Consider the following 15588-nt stretch of genomic DNA (forward strand, 5'->3'; position numbering starts at 1 on the left):
TTGTACGGTGGTGTGAGAGGACGGAGGCCGTGAGGCCTCCTCCTACTCGATTTCTGAAAAACACAGGTAGTGCAGGTTACTTTGAGAGGCCAATGCTTATATGTGTAATGGGGGTTGATATGAATCTTAAGTCACGGCGTTTTTGATGCTCTTTGTGGTTTTGAATATAGGGAGAGGGTGGAAATGAATACACGAGTCAGTGAGAGTTCTTTTAAAAGGCTCATCCAGTTAGTTGGTTGTGTTTTGATTATAGTGTTGAGCAATAGTCGACTCTCCAATGCTCAAAGCATCGAGTTTCCTAATTGTGTACAGAGCGAGGTTTTGAATACAGAAATCCACCTTTATGTTGATGAATCGGTGTTAGATGAATATTCCAAAGCATTTATAGCCTCTAAAATAGCGACATGGGAAAGCTATTCGAATCTGGTGTTAAAAAACTCCTGCGTCCCTATGACGAGAAAAGTCACCAAGGTGACTTATACGTCTGAAATCGACAGCCTTTGGTTTCAAGATTTGGGCGCAGCAGAGAGGTTATTAAAACTCTCGATGGAAGAACCGATTCCAGAAACAACAGAAGACGGCGTCCCCATTTTTACTGGGATAGTATTTTCTAATTATAATTTTAGCTTTGAGTCTGATTATTGTGGTATGTCTTCTTCGGTATCCTACTTTTTTTCTTTAGCGATAAACTGCCCTGATTACTTAATGGAGCATGAAATTGGCCATTTAAGTGGTGCTAATCATGACTATAAAACGTTATTGAAAGATTTTGATAGTATAGAAAGTTACATTTCTGGAACGTATCCAAGAGCTCCTCAATATTCCTTCGGTACAATTTGTGCTGACAGAGGCACAGTGATGTCTTATGAGCGAGATGTTATACCTGCATATTCCAGCCCGGACATCAGAGTAGATGGCACAAATTGCGGGGATAGCAAATACCACAATAATGCGAGAGTGCTTAGAGAGTTCGCACAAGCTTATTTAACCCCATGATTGCCTAGTTGGTAGCCTGTTGTTTTATCGAACGTTATAACGCGTTCAATTCAAAGTGTTTGTCCTGTGATCTTTAAATTTGGAACGAGCGTATTTCTCCCAGTTTATAAAGGAAGAGTATGCATGATGCTATCTAAAGAGAATGAATCAAGAATTATCGAAATGGCGTGGGAAGACAGAACGCCGTTTGAAGCAATAGAACTGCAATTTGGTTTAAATGAATCGCAAGTGATTCGTTTTATGCGTAGCCATCTCAAGCTTGGCAGTTTTAAGCTGTGGCGCTCACGTGTTTCTGGGCGCTCGACCAAGCATGTAAAACTGCGCAGTTCGGACGTTTCGAGAGGTTATTGTCCGACTCAGTACAAGCATCGTTAAAAGAGGGGATGCCCAGCCAGTATCCCAAATCAACACACAGATATGGGAAATGAAAGGAATGAAACAATTTTGCGCTCTACTTTTGGTGCTGCTTAGCTTCGGCATCAGTCATGTTCAAGCGAATGATACGCGACTTAAGCAAGCTTACGAAAATCACCAAAGCGACGTTCAGGTGCGCGGATCGGGTACGGTGTATCGAGTACTTCCTGATGATAATAAAGGCTCTCGACATCAGAAATTCATTTTGCGACTCGATAGCGGACAAACCTTGTTAGTCGCACATAATATTGACTTAGCGCCTCGTGTTCAGGGACTGGCAAAGGGCGATCGAGTTGAATTTTATGGTGAATATGAATGGAACAAGAAAGGTGGCGTAATGCACTGGACGCACAAAGACCCTCGTAATCATCACACTCATGGTTGGTTGAAGCATAACGGGAAAGTATACGAGTAAACACCTCCGAGACTTTTCCTTTCAAGGCTATAAGATAAAAAGGAATTTTGATGTTTAAGCTGGAAACTGACAGGTTGATTCTTCGAGATATGAGTCTCGAAGACGAGTGTGCCTTTGTTGCGATGTCTCAAGACGCTAAGTATCAGCGTTTCTATGATGAAAGTGATTGTGAACCTAACAAATATCGAGAGCTAACCCAGTTGTTTGTTGCACAGGCTTTGGAAGTACCACGCCAGTCCTATCAGCTAGCGGTTGAAAGCAAAGATTCGGGGAAGTTTATTGGAACCGTTTGTTTACGTCTTGAACGCGATAAACAAGCTTCAATGGGCTGTGCTTTCTCAAGGGAAATTCAGGGAAAAGGGCTTTCTATAGAAGCTTCTGAAGCCCTCGCTGATTTTGGTTTCTCAGAGTTAGGCATACACCGTATCTACGCTGAAACCATCAGCAAGAACTTGGCTGCGATTAAATTATGTAAGTCACTAGGAATGAAACAAGAAGCGTGTTTTAAAGATCATCGATTCTTCAAAGGTCAATGGTGGGATACAGTTGTGTTGGCGGTTCTACGTTCTGATTGGAAAAAGGCTTAGTGATGGAAAGTGGTATGCAGAAGCTAGATAGAGGGCTCGATCGAGAAGGGTTCATTCAAAATCTTTATTCGCCAAAGAACATTGCGCCTGAATTTCAAGAAGTGGTGTCAGCAGTCGTTGATTCGTTGCTAAGAGAACTTCCAAGTCAAGTTGATGGTATCTACTTGTATGGAAGCGTGCCTAGAGGAACGGCCATTGTTGGTCGCTCTGATTTGGATGTTTCTATCGTACTCGCTACGCCTGTTGGTCAGAGAGAAAAGGAAGTATTTAACCTACTTTCCGGCACCATACCCCAAACCTATCCGCAAGTGACCAAGCTTGATATCGATCCTGGCTTCCTGCGGGATGTTCTGCAACCCACGGAAAAGTATCACTGGCACTTTTGGATCAAGCATTGCTGCTGTTGTGTTTGGGGGAATGATTTATCTAATGAGTTCCCACTATACAAACCAAGCATTGAAATCGCTCAAGCTCTCAATGGTGACTTGTCTACTTTTCTTGAGCAAATGCCCTCGAGTTTCAAAACAATGACTGATGCGGATATCGTTAAGGTAATTGGTAAAAAGTTAGTGCGAGCGGCGTATTATTTTGTGGCTGAGCAAGACGGCAGTTGGTACACCAATCTGAGCCAGTGCGCTGCAGTCGCCAAGCGCTATTACTCCAATCAAAGCGACGATATTGAGCTAGCTCATCAATACGCTCTCGGAAATTTGATATCTAAAACAGAAGCTTTTGAATTGTATGAAAGGCTGAGTAAAAAGCTTGTTGTAAATTAAGCATTAACACAAGCTAGAACAACAAACTTAACTACCTTTGTAACGGCTTTAGGAAAATTAGATGGATGTCCACGAGTGTGTTTCTTTTATCATGCTGAAGGAATCGCAGGTATTACTAGAAAAGCGTAGTGAGTCTAGGGAGACCGATCCCGGTTTAATCACTATACCTGGCGGCCATATTGAACACGGTGAAAACCAGGTTCAGGCGCTGTTTCGTGAACTTGATGAAGAGCTTAATGTTGTTCCGATTGATTACCAATACTTGTGTTCGCTTTACCATCCTACGAAGGAACTTCAGTTGATTCATTATTTTATCGTGAGTGACTGGAAAGGAGATATCACCGCTCAAGAGACTGATGATGTTAAGTGGTATTCACTAGGTTCAGCTCCTGTTGGTATAGCAGCCGATGGTATTGCTTTGAAAGAAGTAGAGCGCGTGGGTAGGTATCTTTAGTTTGGATTCGATAAGATGTTTTGGACGTTTTTTGAGGGCTCAAAAACGGTGAAACCCCGATGTTGGTAGCATCGGGGTTTCGAATTTCTAGATTTCTCGACTGGTAAGATCGATTATCTTTTCTATGCAGAAGGCTGGATTAATCCAATCTTATTCCTTGGTAGGGAATTAGATGCGGATGAAGTCCATGTGCTCAACTTTTGGCTTGAACGCGTGACGTTGAACGTCTTGTGGCTTAACCTTAACTTCTGCGCCGTCAATCAGTAGAGTGATTGCTTCGTAGAATTCAGGCTTGTCCATTTGGTTGATCACGTCAGCGTGAACAAGTTCGATAGCTACAGCTTCAGCTTCGCCACCGTAGATTACAGCTGGGAATTTACCAGCGTGACGTAGGCGGCGGCTCGCACCTTTACCTAGTTCAGTACGTACTACTGCTTCAAATTTCATAGTTTTACTCTCAAATTAGTAAAAATTAACTTCACACCTCAATGCGACCTTGAGTGTGTGGTAATGCTTAAACATAAAAGTTCATGCTTAAGCGAGCGCGGATACTAACATCACATTCCAATATGAGCAAGTCAGAAGCCCATCTCAAAGTGAATTTCCTTCGATAATGGGTTCGTTTGGAGATAAAACGTTCGCTAACGCTTGTTTAGCGCATTTTACTCCCTTTTACATCGCAATCCTTATCTATTTATATCACTGCTAAATCATCAAGTTAATGAACGGAAAATGAATGTTTGCCTAAGACTTGGTTAAGTCTTAGTTCGTTAATCTTAGTGTTAATTAAACAGCAGAATGAATAGGTGAAAATATGAAACCGGTAAGCATTGTCGTAATTACGCTAAACGAAGAGAAACGCATTAGCCGCTTAATGGAAGAGTTGAGCGTGCAAACCCACCAAGAGTTTGAAGTGATTGTTGTCGACTCGAACAGTGAAGATAACACCAGAGAAGTGGCGCAAGCTTATGAAAACGCGTTGCCAAAATTAACGGTGCATCACATGGAAAACCGTGGTGTGAGCTTTGGCCGAAACACGGGTGCTTCATTGGCGCAATACAACCGAATCCTTTTCTTAGATGCTGACGTGAGCTTGCCTCGAAACTTCCTTGCGAAAGCGCTTTATGAACTAGAAGAGAAGAAGCTTGAAGTGGCGGGTGTGTACATGAGCTCGAAAGGTTTGCCGCTTGTACACAAGTTTGGTTACGGGCTATTTAACGCAGGCTTGTTTACTACTCAGTTCTTTTTCCCGACGGCGATTGGCTCATGTATTTTCTCGACTAAACGGGCGCATGATGAGATCGGCGGTTTTGATGAAGAGATCGTCCTGTGTGAAGATTGTGACTACGTAAAACGTGCGAGCAAAACATGGCGATTTAGATTCCTAAATATGACTTTTGGTTTTGACCCACGTCGCTTAGACCAAGATGGCGTTGTGAAGACAGGCTCTACTTATCTTAAAGCCAATGTAAGACGCTTCTTTAAAGGAGAAATGCGTAATAACGAGATGAACTACAAGTTTGGTCACTACAAAGAACAGTAAGCGTTGAGGTTGTTATGTTTGATGGACTAGGGTTGTTTCTGGGAGCATTGGGTGATGCTCTCATTGGCCCAAACCTATTTGTACCGGGAGAGCCGTTCTTTATCGCAGCGGGCTTTCAACTGTATTCAGGTGCATGGATGGCGTTGGTTTTGGTGATGCTAGGTGGTTTGCTTGGTGATCAACTCAGTTATTTCATTGGTTATAAATACGGTGTTAAGGTGCAACGAAGGCTCATTAAGTTTCGCCCTAAAACCAAAAGATTAATTGCGCGCTGCCGCTATCTGGTTGCTCGCAAAGGCACATACATCATTCTTTTTGCTCGTTTATTAGGGCCTATCGCTTGGGTTGTGCCATTTATAGCTGGCTCGCATCGTGTACCGTGGCGTAATTTTAGTGTGTTGGCGTTTATCGGTTTGGCCCTTGGTGGAGGGCAGTTCATTGCTTGGGGCATGTTACTGGCGCACGGCGTTGAAAACTTCCCGTGGCTTAATAGCCTTAAGATATTTATCTCGGAGCATAATAGCTTGATCGTTGGTGTGTTCGCGGTATTAGTCTTCACCATTATCGGTTACCGAATGAAGTGGCGATGCTTAGTACTTAAGTCTAGTGCGCTGTTGTTGGCGTGGGTATTGTTTGCGAACTACGCTCACTTTTTCTGGAAAGCGGATGACTTTCAGAATCAACCAGAGACGGCTCAAATAAACAAAGTCGACTGGAACTCGGTTACCTATAAAGCGTTCCCCGGTAAATCTTCGTTCTACTCGGCGCAAGCGATCAACGTAATTTATGTTGGAGCAACCCCAAGAGACTTAATGAAGCAATTAGGCTGGATAGAGAATCAAACCTTCTCTCGAAATGAGATTGAATGGGTTGGTTATCTCGCATTGCTTAGAGAAAAAACGCCGCCAGTGTCTGATTTATATTGGCGAGACAAGCCGCAAGATATGGCTTTTCAATTGCCGGGTAACCTGATGAAGCGCAGCCATATTCGTTGGTGGCGTGCAGGTGTTGATATTAAAACTAACCAGCCTCAGTGGTTAGGCGCAATTAGCTATGATGATGGCCTTAAAGTCACGCCTTACTCAGGCATTGTGACCGTGCTTCATAACATTGACCCTAATGTTGATGAAGAGCGAGATCGGCTTGCTAATCAGATACGAACGTTACTACCAGACATCGAGTTAGACAAGTACCCATTAGCAACGGTGGAAGTGATCAATGACGATCATGACTATTACACTGATGGCCGGGTATTAACGATTGGAGCAACGACCCTTAGTGATAATTCACAAACTTTGGATGTTGCTGTGAACGATATATAGAGTTGTATATAAGGTCGATAGAATTAAGCCCTAGCATTACGTTAGGGCTTATTGTGTTTAACTTTTACTTAGCTTGTTCAGCCTTTACTTACTTTAAGCACCAGAGAAGCTTTTAAGCCGCCCATTGAGCTCTTGCTGAGCGTTAGGCTGCCTCGGTAACTGTGTGCCATTTCATTTACGATATTAAGCCCTAAGCCTGTTCCTGGTGTGGTTTCATCAAGTCGGACGCCACGTTTGGTCACTTGCTCAAGCTTCTCTTCAGGAATGCCTTGGCCATCATCTTCAATCACCAACTCTATGTTGCCATCGTCGAGTTCATTTGCATGGACGCGAATAATGCTGCCCGCCCACTTGTAACTGTTCTCGAGTAGGTTGCCGACCATTTCATCAAGGTCGGTTTTTTCTACTGCCACTTCAATCTCAGAGTCTAGCTCGTTAATCATGGTGACTTCATTGGCAGCGTAGACTTTATCAAACGCCATTGAGATAGCTTCGACACGCTCACAAGGTGAAGACTTCACCGAAAGAATGTTCATTGCACCTGCCATACGAGCGCGGCCAAGGTGATAATCAATTTGGCTTTGAATCTGATGAATGGGCTGTTGCAGCAGTGCCTTGTCATCCTCTGGAAGTCGCTCTATCTCATTTTTTAGAACTGAAAGCGGTGTTTTCAACGCATGAGATAAGTTACCCGCGTGGTTACGAGCTCGTTCTAATAACTCTTGATAGTGAAAGAGCAGGGCATTGAGGTCAGAGACTAATGGAGAAACCTCTTTCGGGTAGTTATCGCTTAACCCTTGTTGCTCGCCGTTTCTTAGCATTACCAGTTCGCGTTGCATCTTGCTGAGCGGTAATAACGACCAACTGACTTGAATACCGATCAACATCAGCACGCCAACAAACAGCAACATTAGGATCAACCAGACTTGACCAGTAAGCTCTGTCAGTGTGGATTCTAATGGATCTTCATCAATACCAATGGTGATCGTGACAGGGTCGCTCAGTTCAGGCAGGTAGATATCTTGCTCGATGTAAATCAGCTTTTCTTTCTCTGGCCCTTTGACTGATGTGTGAATCGGTGAACGCTTGATGGTGAGGTCTTTATCCCATAGCGAGCGAGATCGAATGATCTGCTCTTGGGTAGCGGCGCGCCAATAAATACCACTGTAGGGCTGGTTGAACCTAGGATCAGACAGACGCTCTGCCATGATCAGGTTACCACTGTCATTGGTTTCGATATTGGCGGTTAACTCATCCATGGTTAAGCCAAGCTGCTGCTTCATGTCATCGACGAGGTAGTCGTTAACCAGTTTCGGAATCCCGACACCAGCCGCTAATATCATCGCACCTAGCCAAAAAGCCGCAGCAAGGAGCAAGCGGCTTTTTAAACTGATGTTTTTAAGTGTTCGTTTCTTTAGATTCATGCATTTCCAACCTGCCTTTGCTCATCGTAACTTATCGTATTGCGATGATCAGAACAGGCTGTCCACTTAATTAATGGTTGCTCTTGGCGTGATTGACGACTGAGCTATTCAGCATTCAGTTGGTAGCCAAGGCCACGAACGGTTTTGATGATCTTTGGTGCGATTTTCTTACGAATACGACCGATGAACACTTCAACCGTGTTTGAGTCTCGGTCGAAGTCTTGCTTGTAGATATGCTCAACCAACTCAGTGCGCGAGATAACCTTGTTTTGGTTATGCATGAAGTACGCGACAACTTTATATTCCAGCGCCGTGAGGCTAACTGCTTGACCTTGCCACAACACTTTAGAACTGCGTGTGTCTAGGCTTAGATCACCGATTTGAAGTATCGGAGCAGCACTGCCTGATGCTCGGCGCAGTTGAGCTCGGATACGGGCAATCAGCTCGACCATCTCAAATGGCTTAGTTAGGTAGTCATCAGCACCGGCGTTCAAGCCCTCAACACGTTGAGTTAGCGTGTCACGAGCACTTAAGATAATCACTGGCGTGTTGATGTTTTCGTCTCGAATGCCTTTTAATACCGTTAGGCCGTCAAGCTTAGGTAAACCTAAATCGAGGACAATCGCGTCCCATTCTTCTGACGTTGCACGGTAGAGTGCGTCGATACCATCTTGAGAGAGCTCTGGAACCCAGTCGGCCCCCTCAAGTGTTTCAATAATTTGTTGGCCCAAACGAGGCTCATCTTCAACGACTAAAATTTTCATAATTGTTCTTCTAATTTCTTCTAATGACTGTTCGTCGTGCTTAGCTCTTCGTCGTACGTAACTAGTCGCCGTGTTTAATTGCGTCTTTAAAGTTGCGGCCTTTGATCATAAGCATTTCTAACGTCTCAGCGTTGTATTCGACTTTGATGATGTTGTTTTGGTAATTGATTTTTAGTTCATACACCCAAATGTCGTCATCTTCTTCTAGTTCTACTTTAATGATTCTGCCATGAAGATCGTTTTCAACCGCCGCATACATTTCTGAGAAAGGGCGAATGTAGCCTTCTCGTACGGCTTCATAGACTTCGTCTTGATCTTCTTCAAATTCGATGCTGGTTCCTGCTTTATGAACGTCCTGCACTAATTCATGACCATTATGATGTGAGTCAGCCCATGCGCCAGCAGAAACAAATAAGCCTAAGCTTATAGAAAACAAAGAAATCATAGCTTTACTAAACATAGCGAATCCTAGAGAAGGTTGATAGCGTTCAGTATAAAAAAGTAATTCTGAACAGAAAGTGAACCTGATTAATAATGAGAATTTGATACCGAAAAACTTAACGCTTAAATGGCGCAGGCTTTAATACATAAGATTAATTGCCGAGTGTTAAGAACGTAAGACTTACTTTTATTCTTAACCTTAACGCTGCTGTAGTTCGTCTTCGAATATCTTGTCTCTCATTTTCCAAAAGCGTCCGACTTTACGGGCAATCACGAATTGAGGTGGGCGGAATCTATGTTGGTGAGCAACCACTTTCGTCGGTGAGGCTTCTTCGAAAGGGCGATGTCTGTCTGCAAGGTGAGGGCGAACAAACTGGTCTTTGAAGTTCTGCTTCTGCTTTTTGCTGGTTAATGACCAAAACTCATGCACTTGCGCTTGGTTTTCTCCGCGATAGGTGACCTTAAGTTGTGATTTACCTTTGTCGTCCTTGAGAACGTTAAGATCCATCTCTAAACACTCAAACACCAACGCATCTTTTAGGTTTAACGCTTCCTTAAGCTTTTTATCTGGGTCGACCAAGGTGGCATCGCACTCATGGCAAATGCGCGCGGCAATGTCGTTGTCAGCGCCGCATTCACCGCAGTATTTGGCTCGGAAGCGATAATTACAGTGTTCGCGCTCGCCCGTGTCTTCATCGGTAAAGTAGCCTTGGCATTTACGGCCAAAATGCTCGAGCAAGAAGCCATTGCTGTCTAGCTTGCCCCAGAAGTTATTGTTGAAGCCGCATGCAGGGCAGGGGATAGTGATGATTTCACTGTCTGAGTCGGGTTTAGGGTCGCCCACTTCAGGTTGGTAAAGATCGTAACTGTTGCCTGCATAGTCGAGCACCAAACACTCTTTTTTACCCGGAGATAGGCGTAAGCCACGGCCAACGATTTGTTGATACAAACTGATGGATTCTGTCGGGCGCAAAATCGCGATTAAATCGACGTGTGGCGCATCAAAACCTGTGGTTAATACCGATACGTTAACCAAAAACTTGATTTTACGTTCTTTGAAGTCGCTGATAATTTGGTCACGTTCGAGAGTTGGTGTATCACCAATCACAATTGAAGCTTCACCTTCTGGCAATAAGCCGAGGATCTCTTGCGCGTGTCGAACGGTCGCAGCGAATACCATGATGCCTAGCTTGTCTTGGGCTAGGTGAATAATCTGATCGACAATCTGTGGGGTCGCTCGTTTCGATTGCTCGATCACCATGTCGAGTTCTGCTTCTTTGTAGCGACCAGTGCTCGCGGGCTTTAACTGCGAAAAGTCATAGCTCAACACGGGTGCATCAATCATGCGTGCAGGAGTTAAGAAACCTTCATCGAGCAGGTAACGAATCGGCAGCTCAAAGATACAGTCGCGGAAGAAACGTGGCTCATCTGAACGCACTTGACCGCGAGTGTGGTATTGATAAATCCAACCCATCCCAAGACGATATGGGGTCGCTGTTAATCCAAGCACCTTGATGCCCGAATTATTCTCGTGTAAGTGAGTGATGACTTTCTGATAACTACTGGTCTTTTCATCGGGAACACGGTGGCATTCGTCGATAACCAACAGCGAAAATTGGTTAGAGAATGAATCGAGATTTCGCACCACAGATTGCACCGAAGCAAACACGACTTGTTGGTCGGTCTCTTTGCGTCCTAAACCCGCAGAGAAAATCGAGCCTTTCAGCCCGTAACCTTCATACTTTTCATGGTTCTGTTCAACCAACTCTTTTACGTGAGCAAGCACCAACACTCGACCTTTCGCAAGCCTTGCTAACTCTGCAATCACAAGGCTTTTTCCTGCACCTGTCGGAAGCACGAGCACTGCCGGAGTTTGGTGTTTTCTGAAGTAATGAATCACTGATTTTACAGAATCAGCTTGGTACGGGCGGAGTGTATACATATCGCGTCTTGTAAGAAGGAAAACAAATAGTGTGAAATAGCTCAACTAATTGAGCAAAGGTGACTATAATACCCGACTTAGATTAGTTGAGGTATTCATGCGTTTAGATAAATTTCTGTGCGATGCATTAGGCGTCACTCGAAGAGAAGCAACACACTTATTAAAATCCAAGGCAGTGACAGTAAATGATGTCATTCAAAAAAGCGGCTCACTCAAGGTAACTGAAGAGTGCGTTGTGGAATGGCAAGGCAATGAACTGAATGTTCACGGCCCACGTTACATCATGCTTTATAAGCCAGAAGGCTTTGTTTGTTCGCATGAAGATGGCGCAAATCGTATCGCGTTTGAATTACTTGATGAAATCAAAATGGACAAGCTGCACTTTGCTGGTCGTCTAGATATTGATACAACAGGTCTTGTGTTGATTACAGACGATGGTAAGTGGTCTCACCGTATCACTTCGCCAAAGCACAAGTGCGAGAAGACGTACCGTGTGTGGTTGGTTGAACCTGTTGAAGACGATTACGTTGAAAAATTCAAAGAGGGCATCCAGCTTAAGAGCGAAGATGGCCTAACACTTCCTGCACACCTAGAAGTTCGTGCAGAGCGTGAAGTGCTGCTAACGATTCGAGAAGGCAAATACCACCAAGTTAAACGTATGTTTGCTGCTCTTGGTAACAAGGTAGAAGCACTACACCGTGAACGTATTGGCGAAATTGAGATGGACGAATCTTTAGAGTTAGGTGAATACCGTTACCTAACGCAAGAAGAAGTCGATTCAATCTGGAAGTAGTCCTTAGCTAGAAGTTGCTCTTAACAAGAAATTGTTCTTAACAAGAGACCACTTTTGCTGGAAATAGCCCTTTCGTTGTAAAGCCGACCATGGATAGCGTCGGCTGATGATGTTGACTGGTACTAGGAAAGTCTCAGCCAATCTTTGACTCGCGTACTCACGCTAGTCCCTAGCTCTATCAGTTGAACATTCGGAGAACCATGCAAACATCGACCTCACAGAGCCAAAGCTCCCAACTAGAAACACCTCAATTAGGCTTAGTGCTGTTTTTGATTCTAGGTGCGATTGGTGCACTTACTCCGCTAGCCATTGATATGTATCTGCCAGCGATGCCGACCATTGCTAAAGATCTTGGTGTGACGGCGGGGGAGGGACAAATCACGCTAACAGCCTATACCGCAGGGTTCGCGCTGGGGCAGTTGCTGCATGGCCCGTTGGCGGATAGCTATGGTCGCAAGCCTGTACTGCTTATTGGTGTGTTCTTGTTTGCTATCGCTTCTATGGTGAGTGCGACAACTCATGGCATTGAAGCGCTGACTTACATCCGTACCGCTCAAGGTTTTGCTGGTGCTGCGGCGGCCGTTATCATCCAAGCGGTGGTAAGAGATATGTTCGATCGTGAAGATTTCGCAAGAACCATGTCTTTCGTTACTTTGGTGATGACAGTTGCGCCATTGGTTGCTCCGATGATTGGCGGTTACTTAGCGTTGTGGTTCGGTTGGCGTTCAATTTTCTGGGTTCTGGCTATTTTTGCGGTGATCGTGATTCTGGCGGTATCGATGAAGATCCCAGAAACGCTTCCTGCAGAAAACCGACAACCATTGCGCTTTAAAACAACGATTCGTAACTATGCTCGACTGTGTAAGAACCCAACGGCGATGGGCCTGATTTTCTCTGGTGCATTCTCATTTTCAGGGATGTTTGCGTTCTTAACGGCAGGTTCATTCGTTTACATCGATATCTATGGCGTTCGCCCTGATCTGTTTGGCTACCTGTTCGGCTTGAATATTGTTGCTATGATCTTGATGACGAGCATCAACGGTCGAATCGTTAAGAAAGTGGGCTCTCACGCTATGCTCAGAGTCGGCTTAACCATTCAACTGTTTGCAGGCTTAGGTCTGTTAGTTGGTTGGATGTTAGATATCGGTTTGTGGGGTATTGTGCCATTCGTGATGCTGTTTATCGGCACACTGTCTACCATTGGTAGTAACTCAATGGCACTGCTTTTAAGCGGATACCCGAATATGGCCGGCACAGCTTCTTCGCTTGCAGGCACATTAAGATTTGGTACTGGTTCTGTAGTGGGGGCAATTGTTGCCATGCTACCAAGTGACACTGCAGGGCCAATGGCTATGATGATGGCAGCATGTGCAATACTGTCAGCATTACTATATTGGACATTAGGAAAGAAGGCATAATGTCAAAATACTATATTGAAATTCAGAAGTTAGTGAACGATGCGCTGGACGAGCTGTATGCTCTGCATAAGTCTGGTAAAGCGATCGACGCACCTATCGCGAACAACCTTTATCTTGTTCGTTGGGTAACAAAAGCGATTAAATCTCAAGCTTATGATCGCGTGATTGTGCCTGATTTAGTTCGCTGGCAGAAACAGGGTCGCTCAAAAGGCAACAACTCTGATTTAACTTTTACCTTTAAACGTATTTCTGCGTTTTACGGACGTTTTTTCCCTGAAGGCGAAGAGCCTAAAACGCTAAAAGACAGTGATGTTGAAGCGTTCATGGACAAAATGTACGAGATGGGTTGGAGCGTATCGAGTGAAGACGAGCTAACGACTGGCGGCAAGATTCAATTCTTCACCGATGGCGAGCACTCTTTTGCTTTATGCGGTAAACAGTGTGACGACTCTTTCGACGGGGAGTTGATGGTTAAGCCAATGAACTGGTTTGTTCGTGGCAACCATGCTGAGTTCATCCAAGCGGCGATGGAAGCGGGCTTCATGCTTCACAAAGTAACGGACTATAAGTCTGCGGTGAAGTATCACGGTGAATACATCGTTTACCCTGCTAACCAAGGCAACCAACTGGCTGAGATCCCAATTAGCGTTATCGGCTAATAGCGGATTCGAGATGAGAGATACGAAGAGCGGAATTATCCGCTCTTTTTTGTCTCTCATAGCGCGTGTCGCTAATTTGCTGTTAAGTCTTTTCGCATCCCGTTACCCGAATCTCGCATCTGCTTTTAATCCTGTTCTTTAGCTTGCTTCTCAATTGCCTTCACCATGCCTTTAAAAATAAACAGGTGGGCTGGCATCATAGCAAACCAATACAGTAACCCTAGAAACCCCTTTGGATGCCACCAAGCCGAGATATTCAGCTCGCGAGAGTCACCGTGGTCAGAGACAGTAATCTCGAGTCGCCCTAAACCGGGGCCTTTCATACCGAAAAGCAGAGATAAAAACTGATTCTCTTCACAGCGAATGACCTTCCATGAATCGATTTTGTCACCGACTTTTAGGTTGGGCCCTTCTGGCATTTGTCGAACCGGTACACCGCCACCGAAAAGAACATCCAACCATTCGCGTGTGCGCCATAAAGTGTTAGCAAAGAAGTAACCTTGCTTCGGGCTTCCGATTTGCTGAGCAACATGCCAAAGCGATTCCAATGAAGCGCTTGAGGTGATACTTGCGCCTGTTTTCTTCGGGTAATAGCCATACCCAGCTTGCCAGCGTTTGAATGCGGTTTTATCAAAGCCCCATACATTGCTTTTGACAAAGTTTCCTTCAGCGTGAATGGCTTGTTCAACCATATTTTCGAACGAGATAAGCTTCTGAGGGTACTTTTCTCTAATGATGGTCGAACTGGCGATGAAGTCGTGCTTTAAGCCTGCAAGTAGTGCTCTACCTATGTTAGACGGTACAGAAGTCACCACACCTAACCAATATGAAGCAATCTTTGGTGTCAGTAGCGATGTCGCCCATAGTCTGAGTGGACGATCGGCGGTTTTAGCAATATGAGCAAATTGGTTTCGGTAAGAGACAATATCCGGCCCGCCAACCTCAAAGGTTTGGCTTTCGCTAGGCGTGTCTTGTGCGAGTTTTAGTAAATAGTGGTTCAGGTTCTGCAAAGCAATCGGGTTGGCTTTAGAGTCAACCCATTTTGGCGCAATCATAATCGGCAAGTTGTACACGAAATCTCGCATGATCTCGAATGCCGCAGATCCTGGGCCAATGATCACGCCAGCTTGAAGTTCGGTAACGGGTACAGGCCCTTTACGAAGCAATTCGCCGGTTTTCTTTCTCGCTTGAAGGTGCTCTGAATCACCAGTCTGAGGCTGTAAAGAACTCAGGTAGATGACGTGTTGATTCTTTGGCCCAAGAGCAAAAACAAAGTTACGGGCTAAGTTCAGCTCATAATCGATAAAGTCGTGGCCTTCCGCCATGCCATGGACGAGAAAGAAGATAAGATCAAAGTCGGGGACTAAGGCTTGTGTCGCAGCTTGATCGGCCAGATCAAGATACTCAAGCGATAAGCTTTCGTGAGGCTCGGTCCGTGCCTTTAAATAGTCGATATGCCTTGCTGCTGCCGTGACTTGATAGCCTTGCTCAAGCAGGAGAGGGAGGAGTTGCGAACCAACATATCCAGAAGCGCCTAAAACCAGTACTTTCTTCATTGTTACTCCATTTATATCTGTGGTTAAAAACCGAACATTGATATAATAGCGCGATATTTATCTTTATTCATCAATACGTTCCGT

At 44.7% G+C, this 15588-nt stretch carries 17 protein-coding genes; 11 read left to right on the forward strand and 6 right to left on the reverse strand.

From position 1 onward, the window contains the following. Positions 1-183 precede the first annotated feature (183 nt). From AB6D58_RS04795 to AB6D58_RS04820, 6 genes are all read left to right on the forward strand, one after another. A complete protein-coding gene (locus AB6D58_RS04795; protein ID WP_372156576.1) occupies positions 184-996 on the forward strand; it encodes a hypothetical protein in 813 nt (270 codons plus the stop codon). Positions 997-1119: 123 nt separating this feature from the next. Continuing rightward, a complete protein-coding gene (locus AB6D58_RS04800) occupies positions 1120-1371 on the forward strand; it encodes a TIGR03643 family protein (protein WP_086970286.1) in 252 nt (83 codons plus the stop codon). Between the two features lie 58 nt (positions 1372-1429). Continuing rightward, on the forward strand, positions 1430-1825 hold the full coding sequence (locus AB6D58_RS04805) for a DUF3465 domain-containing protein (protein WP_017067223.1): 396 nt from the start codon (positions 1430-1432) through the stop codon (positions 1823-1825). 50 nt (positions 1826-1875) lie between these two features. Continuing rightward, on the forward strand, positions 1876-2412 hold the full coding sequence (locus tag AB6D58_RS04810; protein WP_102320615.1) for a GNAT family N-acetyltransferase: 537 nt from the start codon (positions 1876-1878) through the stop codon (positions 2410-2412). A gap of 14 nt (positions 2413-2426) precedes the next feature. Next, entirely contained in the window at positions 2427-3188 is a 762-nt protein-coding gene (locus AB6D58_RS04815) for a nucleotidyltransferase domain-containing protein (RefSeq protein ID WP_372125367.1), read from the forward strand. A gap of 61 nt (positions 3189-3249) precedes the next feature. After that, positions 3250-3642, forward strand: coding sequence for an NUDIX hydrolase (locus AB6D58_RS04820; protein ID WP_017060354.1), 393 nt, complete (start codon positions 3250-3252; stop codon positions 3640-3642). Positions 3643-3810: 168 nt separating this feature from the next. Here AB6D58_RS04820 and rplY read toward each other — a convergent pair whose 3' ends face one another. Then, the gene (gene rplY, locus AB6D58_RS04825) at positions 3811-4089 is read right to left on the reverse strand and encodes a 50S ribosomal protein L25 (protein ID WP_017060373.1); all 279 of its coding nucleotides are present in this window, start codon (positions 4087-4089) and stop codon (positions 3811-3813) included. 367 nt (positions 4090-4456) lie between these two features. Between rplY and AB6D58_RS04830 the strand changes: the two genes are divergently transcribed. Together AB6D58_RS04830 and AB6D58_RS04835 are read left to right on the forward strand one after the other, a co-directional pair. Further along, entirely contained in the window at positions 4457-5185 is a 729-nt protein-coding gene (locus AB6D58_RS04830) for a glycosyltransferase family 2 protein (protein WP_372156578.1), read from the forward strand. A gap of 14 nt (positions 5186-5199) precedes the next feature. Further along, positions 5200-6507 (forward strand): LssY C-terminal domain-containing protein, encoded by a 1308-nt coding sequence (locus tag AB6D58_RS04835; protein WP_017070602.1) that lies wholly within the window; start codon positions 5200-5202, stop codon positions 6505-6507. Positions 6508-6584: 77 nt separating this feature from the next. On the opposite strand, the gene AB6D58_RS04840 is transcribed toward AB6D58_RS04835, so the two are convergent. The 4 genes from AB6D58_RS04840 to AB6D58_RS04855 all read right to left on the reverse strand — a co-directional run bounded on the left by AB6D58_RS04840 (position 6585) and on the right by AB6D58_RS04855 (position 11078). After that, positions 6585-7931, reverse strand: a complete 1347-nt coding sequence (locus AB6D58_RS04840) for an ATP-binding protein (protein ID WP_017068035.1) — start codon at positions 7929-7931, stop codon at positions 6585-6587. Between the two features lie 104 nt (positions 7932-8035). Continuing rightward, on the reverse strand, positions 8036-8695 hold the full coding sequence (locus AB6D58_RS04845; RefSeq protein WP_017060377.1) for a response regulator transcription factor: 660 nt from the start codon (positions 8693-8695) through the stop codon (positions 8036-8038). 61 nt (positions 8696-8756) lie between these two features. After that, on the reverse strand, positions 8757-9155 hold the full coding sequence (locus AB6D58_RS04850) for a PepSY domain-containing protein (RefSeq protein WP_017066076.1): 399 nt from the start codon (positions 9153-9155) through the stop codon (positions 8757-8759). A 180-nt stretch (positions 9156-9335) separates the two neighbouring features. Further along, positions 9336-11078 (reverse strand): DEAD/DEAH box helicase, encoded by a 1743-nt coding sequence (locus tag AB6D58_RS04855; RefSeq protein WP_372156582.1) that lies wholly within the window; start codon positions 11076-11078, stop codon positions 9336-9338. A gap of 97 nt (positions 11079-11175) precedes the next feature. Between AB6D58_RS04855 and rsuA the strand changes: the two genes are divergently transcribed. From rsuA to AB6D58_RS04870, 3 genes are all read left to right on the forward strand, one after another. Further along, on the forward strand, positions 11176-11871 hold the full coding sequence (gene rsuA, locus AB6D58_RS04860; RefSeq protein WP_372156584.1) for a 16S rRNA pseudouridine(516) synthase RsuA: 696 nt from the start codon (positions 11176-11178) through the stop codon (positions 11869-11871). 200 nt (positions 11872-12071) lie between these two features. Continuing rightward, a complete protein-coding gene (locus AB6D58_RS04865; protein WP_372156587.1) occupies positions 12072-13289 on the forward strand; it encodes a Bcr/CflA family multidrug efflux MFS transporter in 1218 nt (405 codons plus the stop codon). Then, positions 13289-13948, forward strand: coding sequence for a DUF2913 family protein (locus AB6D58_RS04870; RefSeq protein WP_017068033.1), 660 nt, complete (start codon positions 13289-13291; stop codon positions 13946-13948). The genes AB6D58_RS04865 and AB6D58_RS04870 overlap by 1 nt, the downstream gene beginning before the upstream one ends. Before the next feature lie 125 nt (positions 13949-14073). Here AB6D58_RS04870 and AB6D58_RS04875 read toward each other — a convergent pair whose 3' ends face one another. Further along, positions 14074-15504 carry a DUF2867 domain-containing protein gene (locus AB6D58_RS04875; protein WP_372099729.1) on the reverse strand — a complete coding sequence of 477 codons (1431 nt, stop codon included), beginning with the start codon at positions 15502-15504 and terminating at the stop codon, positions 14074-14076. Positions 15505-15588 lie beyond the last annotated feature (84 nt).

It is taken from the genome of Vibrio sp. 10N.239.312.D08, assembly GCF_041466145.1.
GTDB classification, from domain to species: domain Bacteria; phylum Pseudomonadota; class Gammaproteobacteria; order Enterobacterales; family Vibrionaceae; genus Vibrio; species Vibrio crassostreae_C.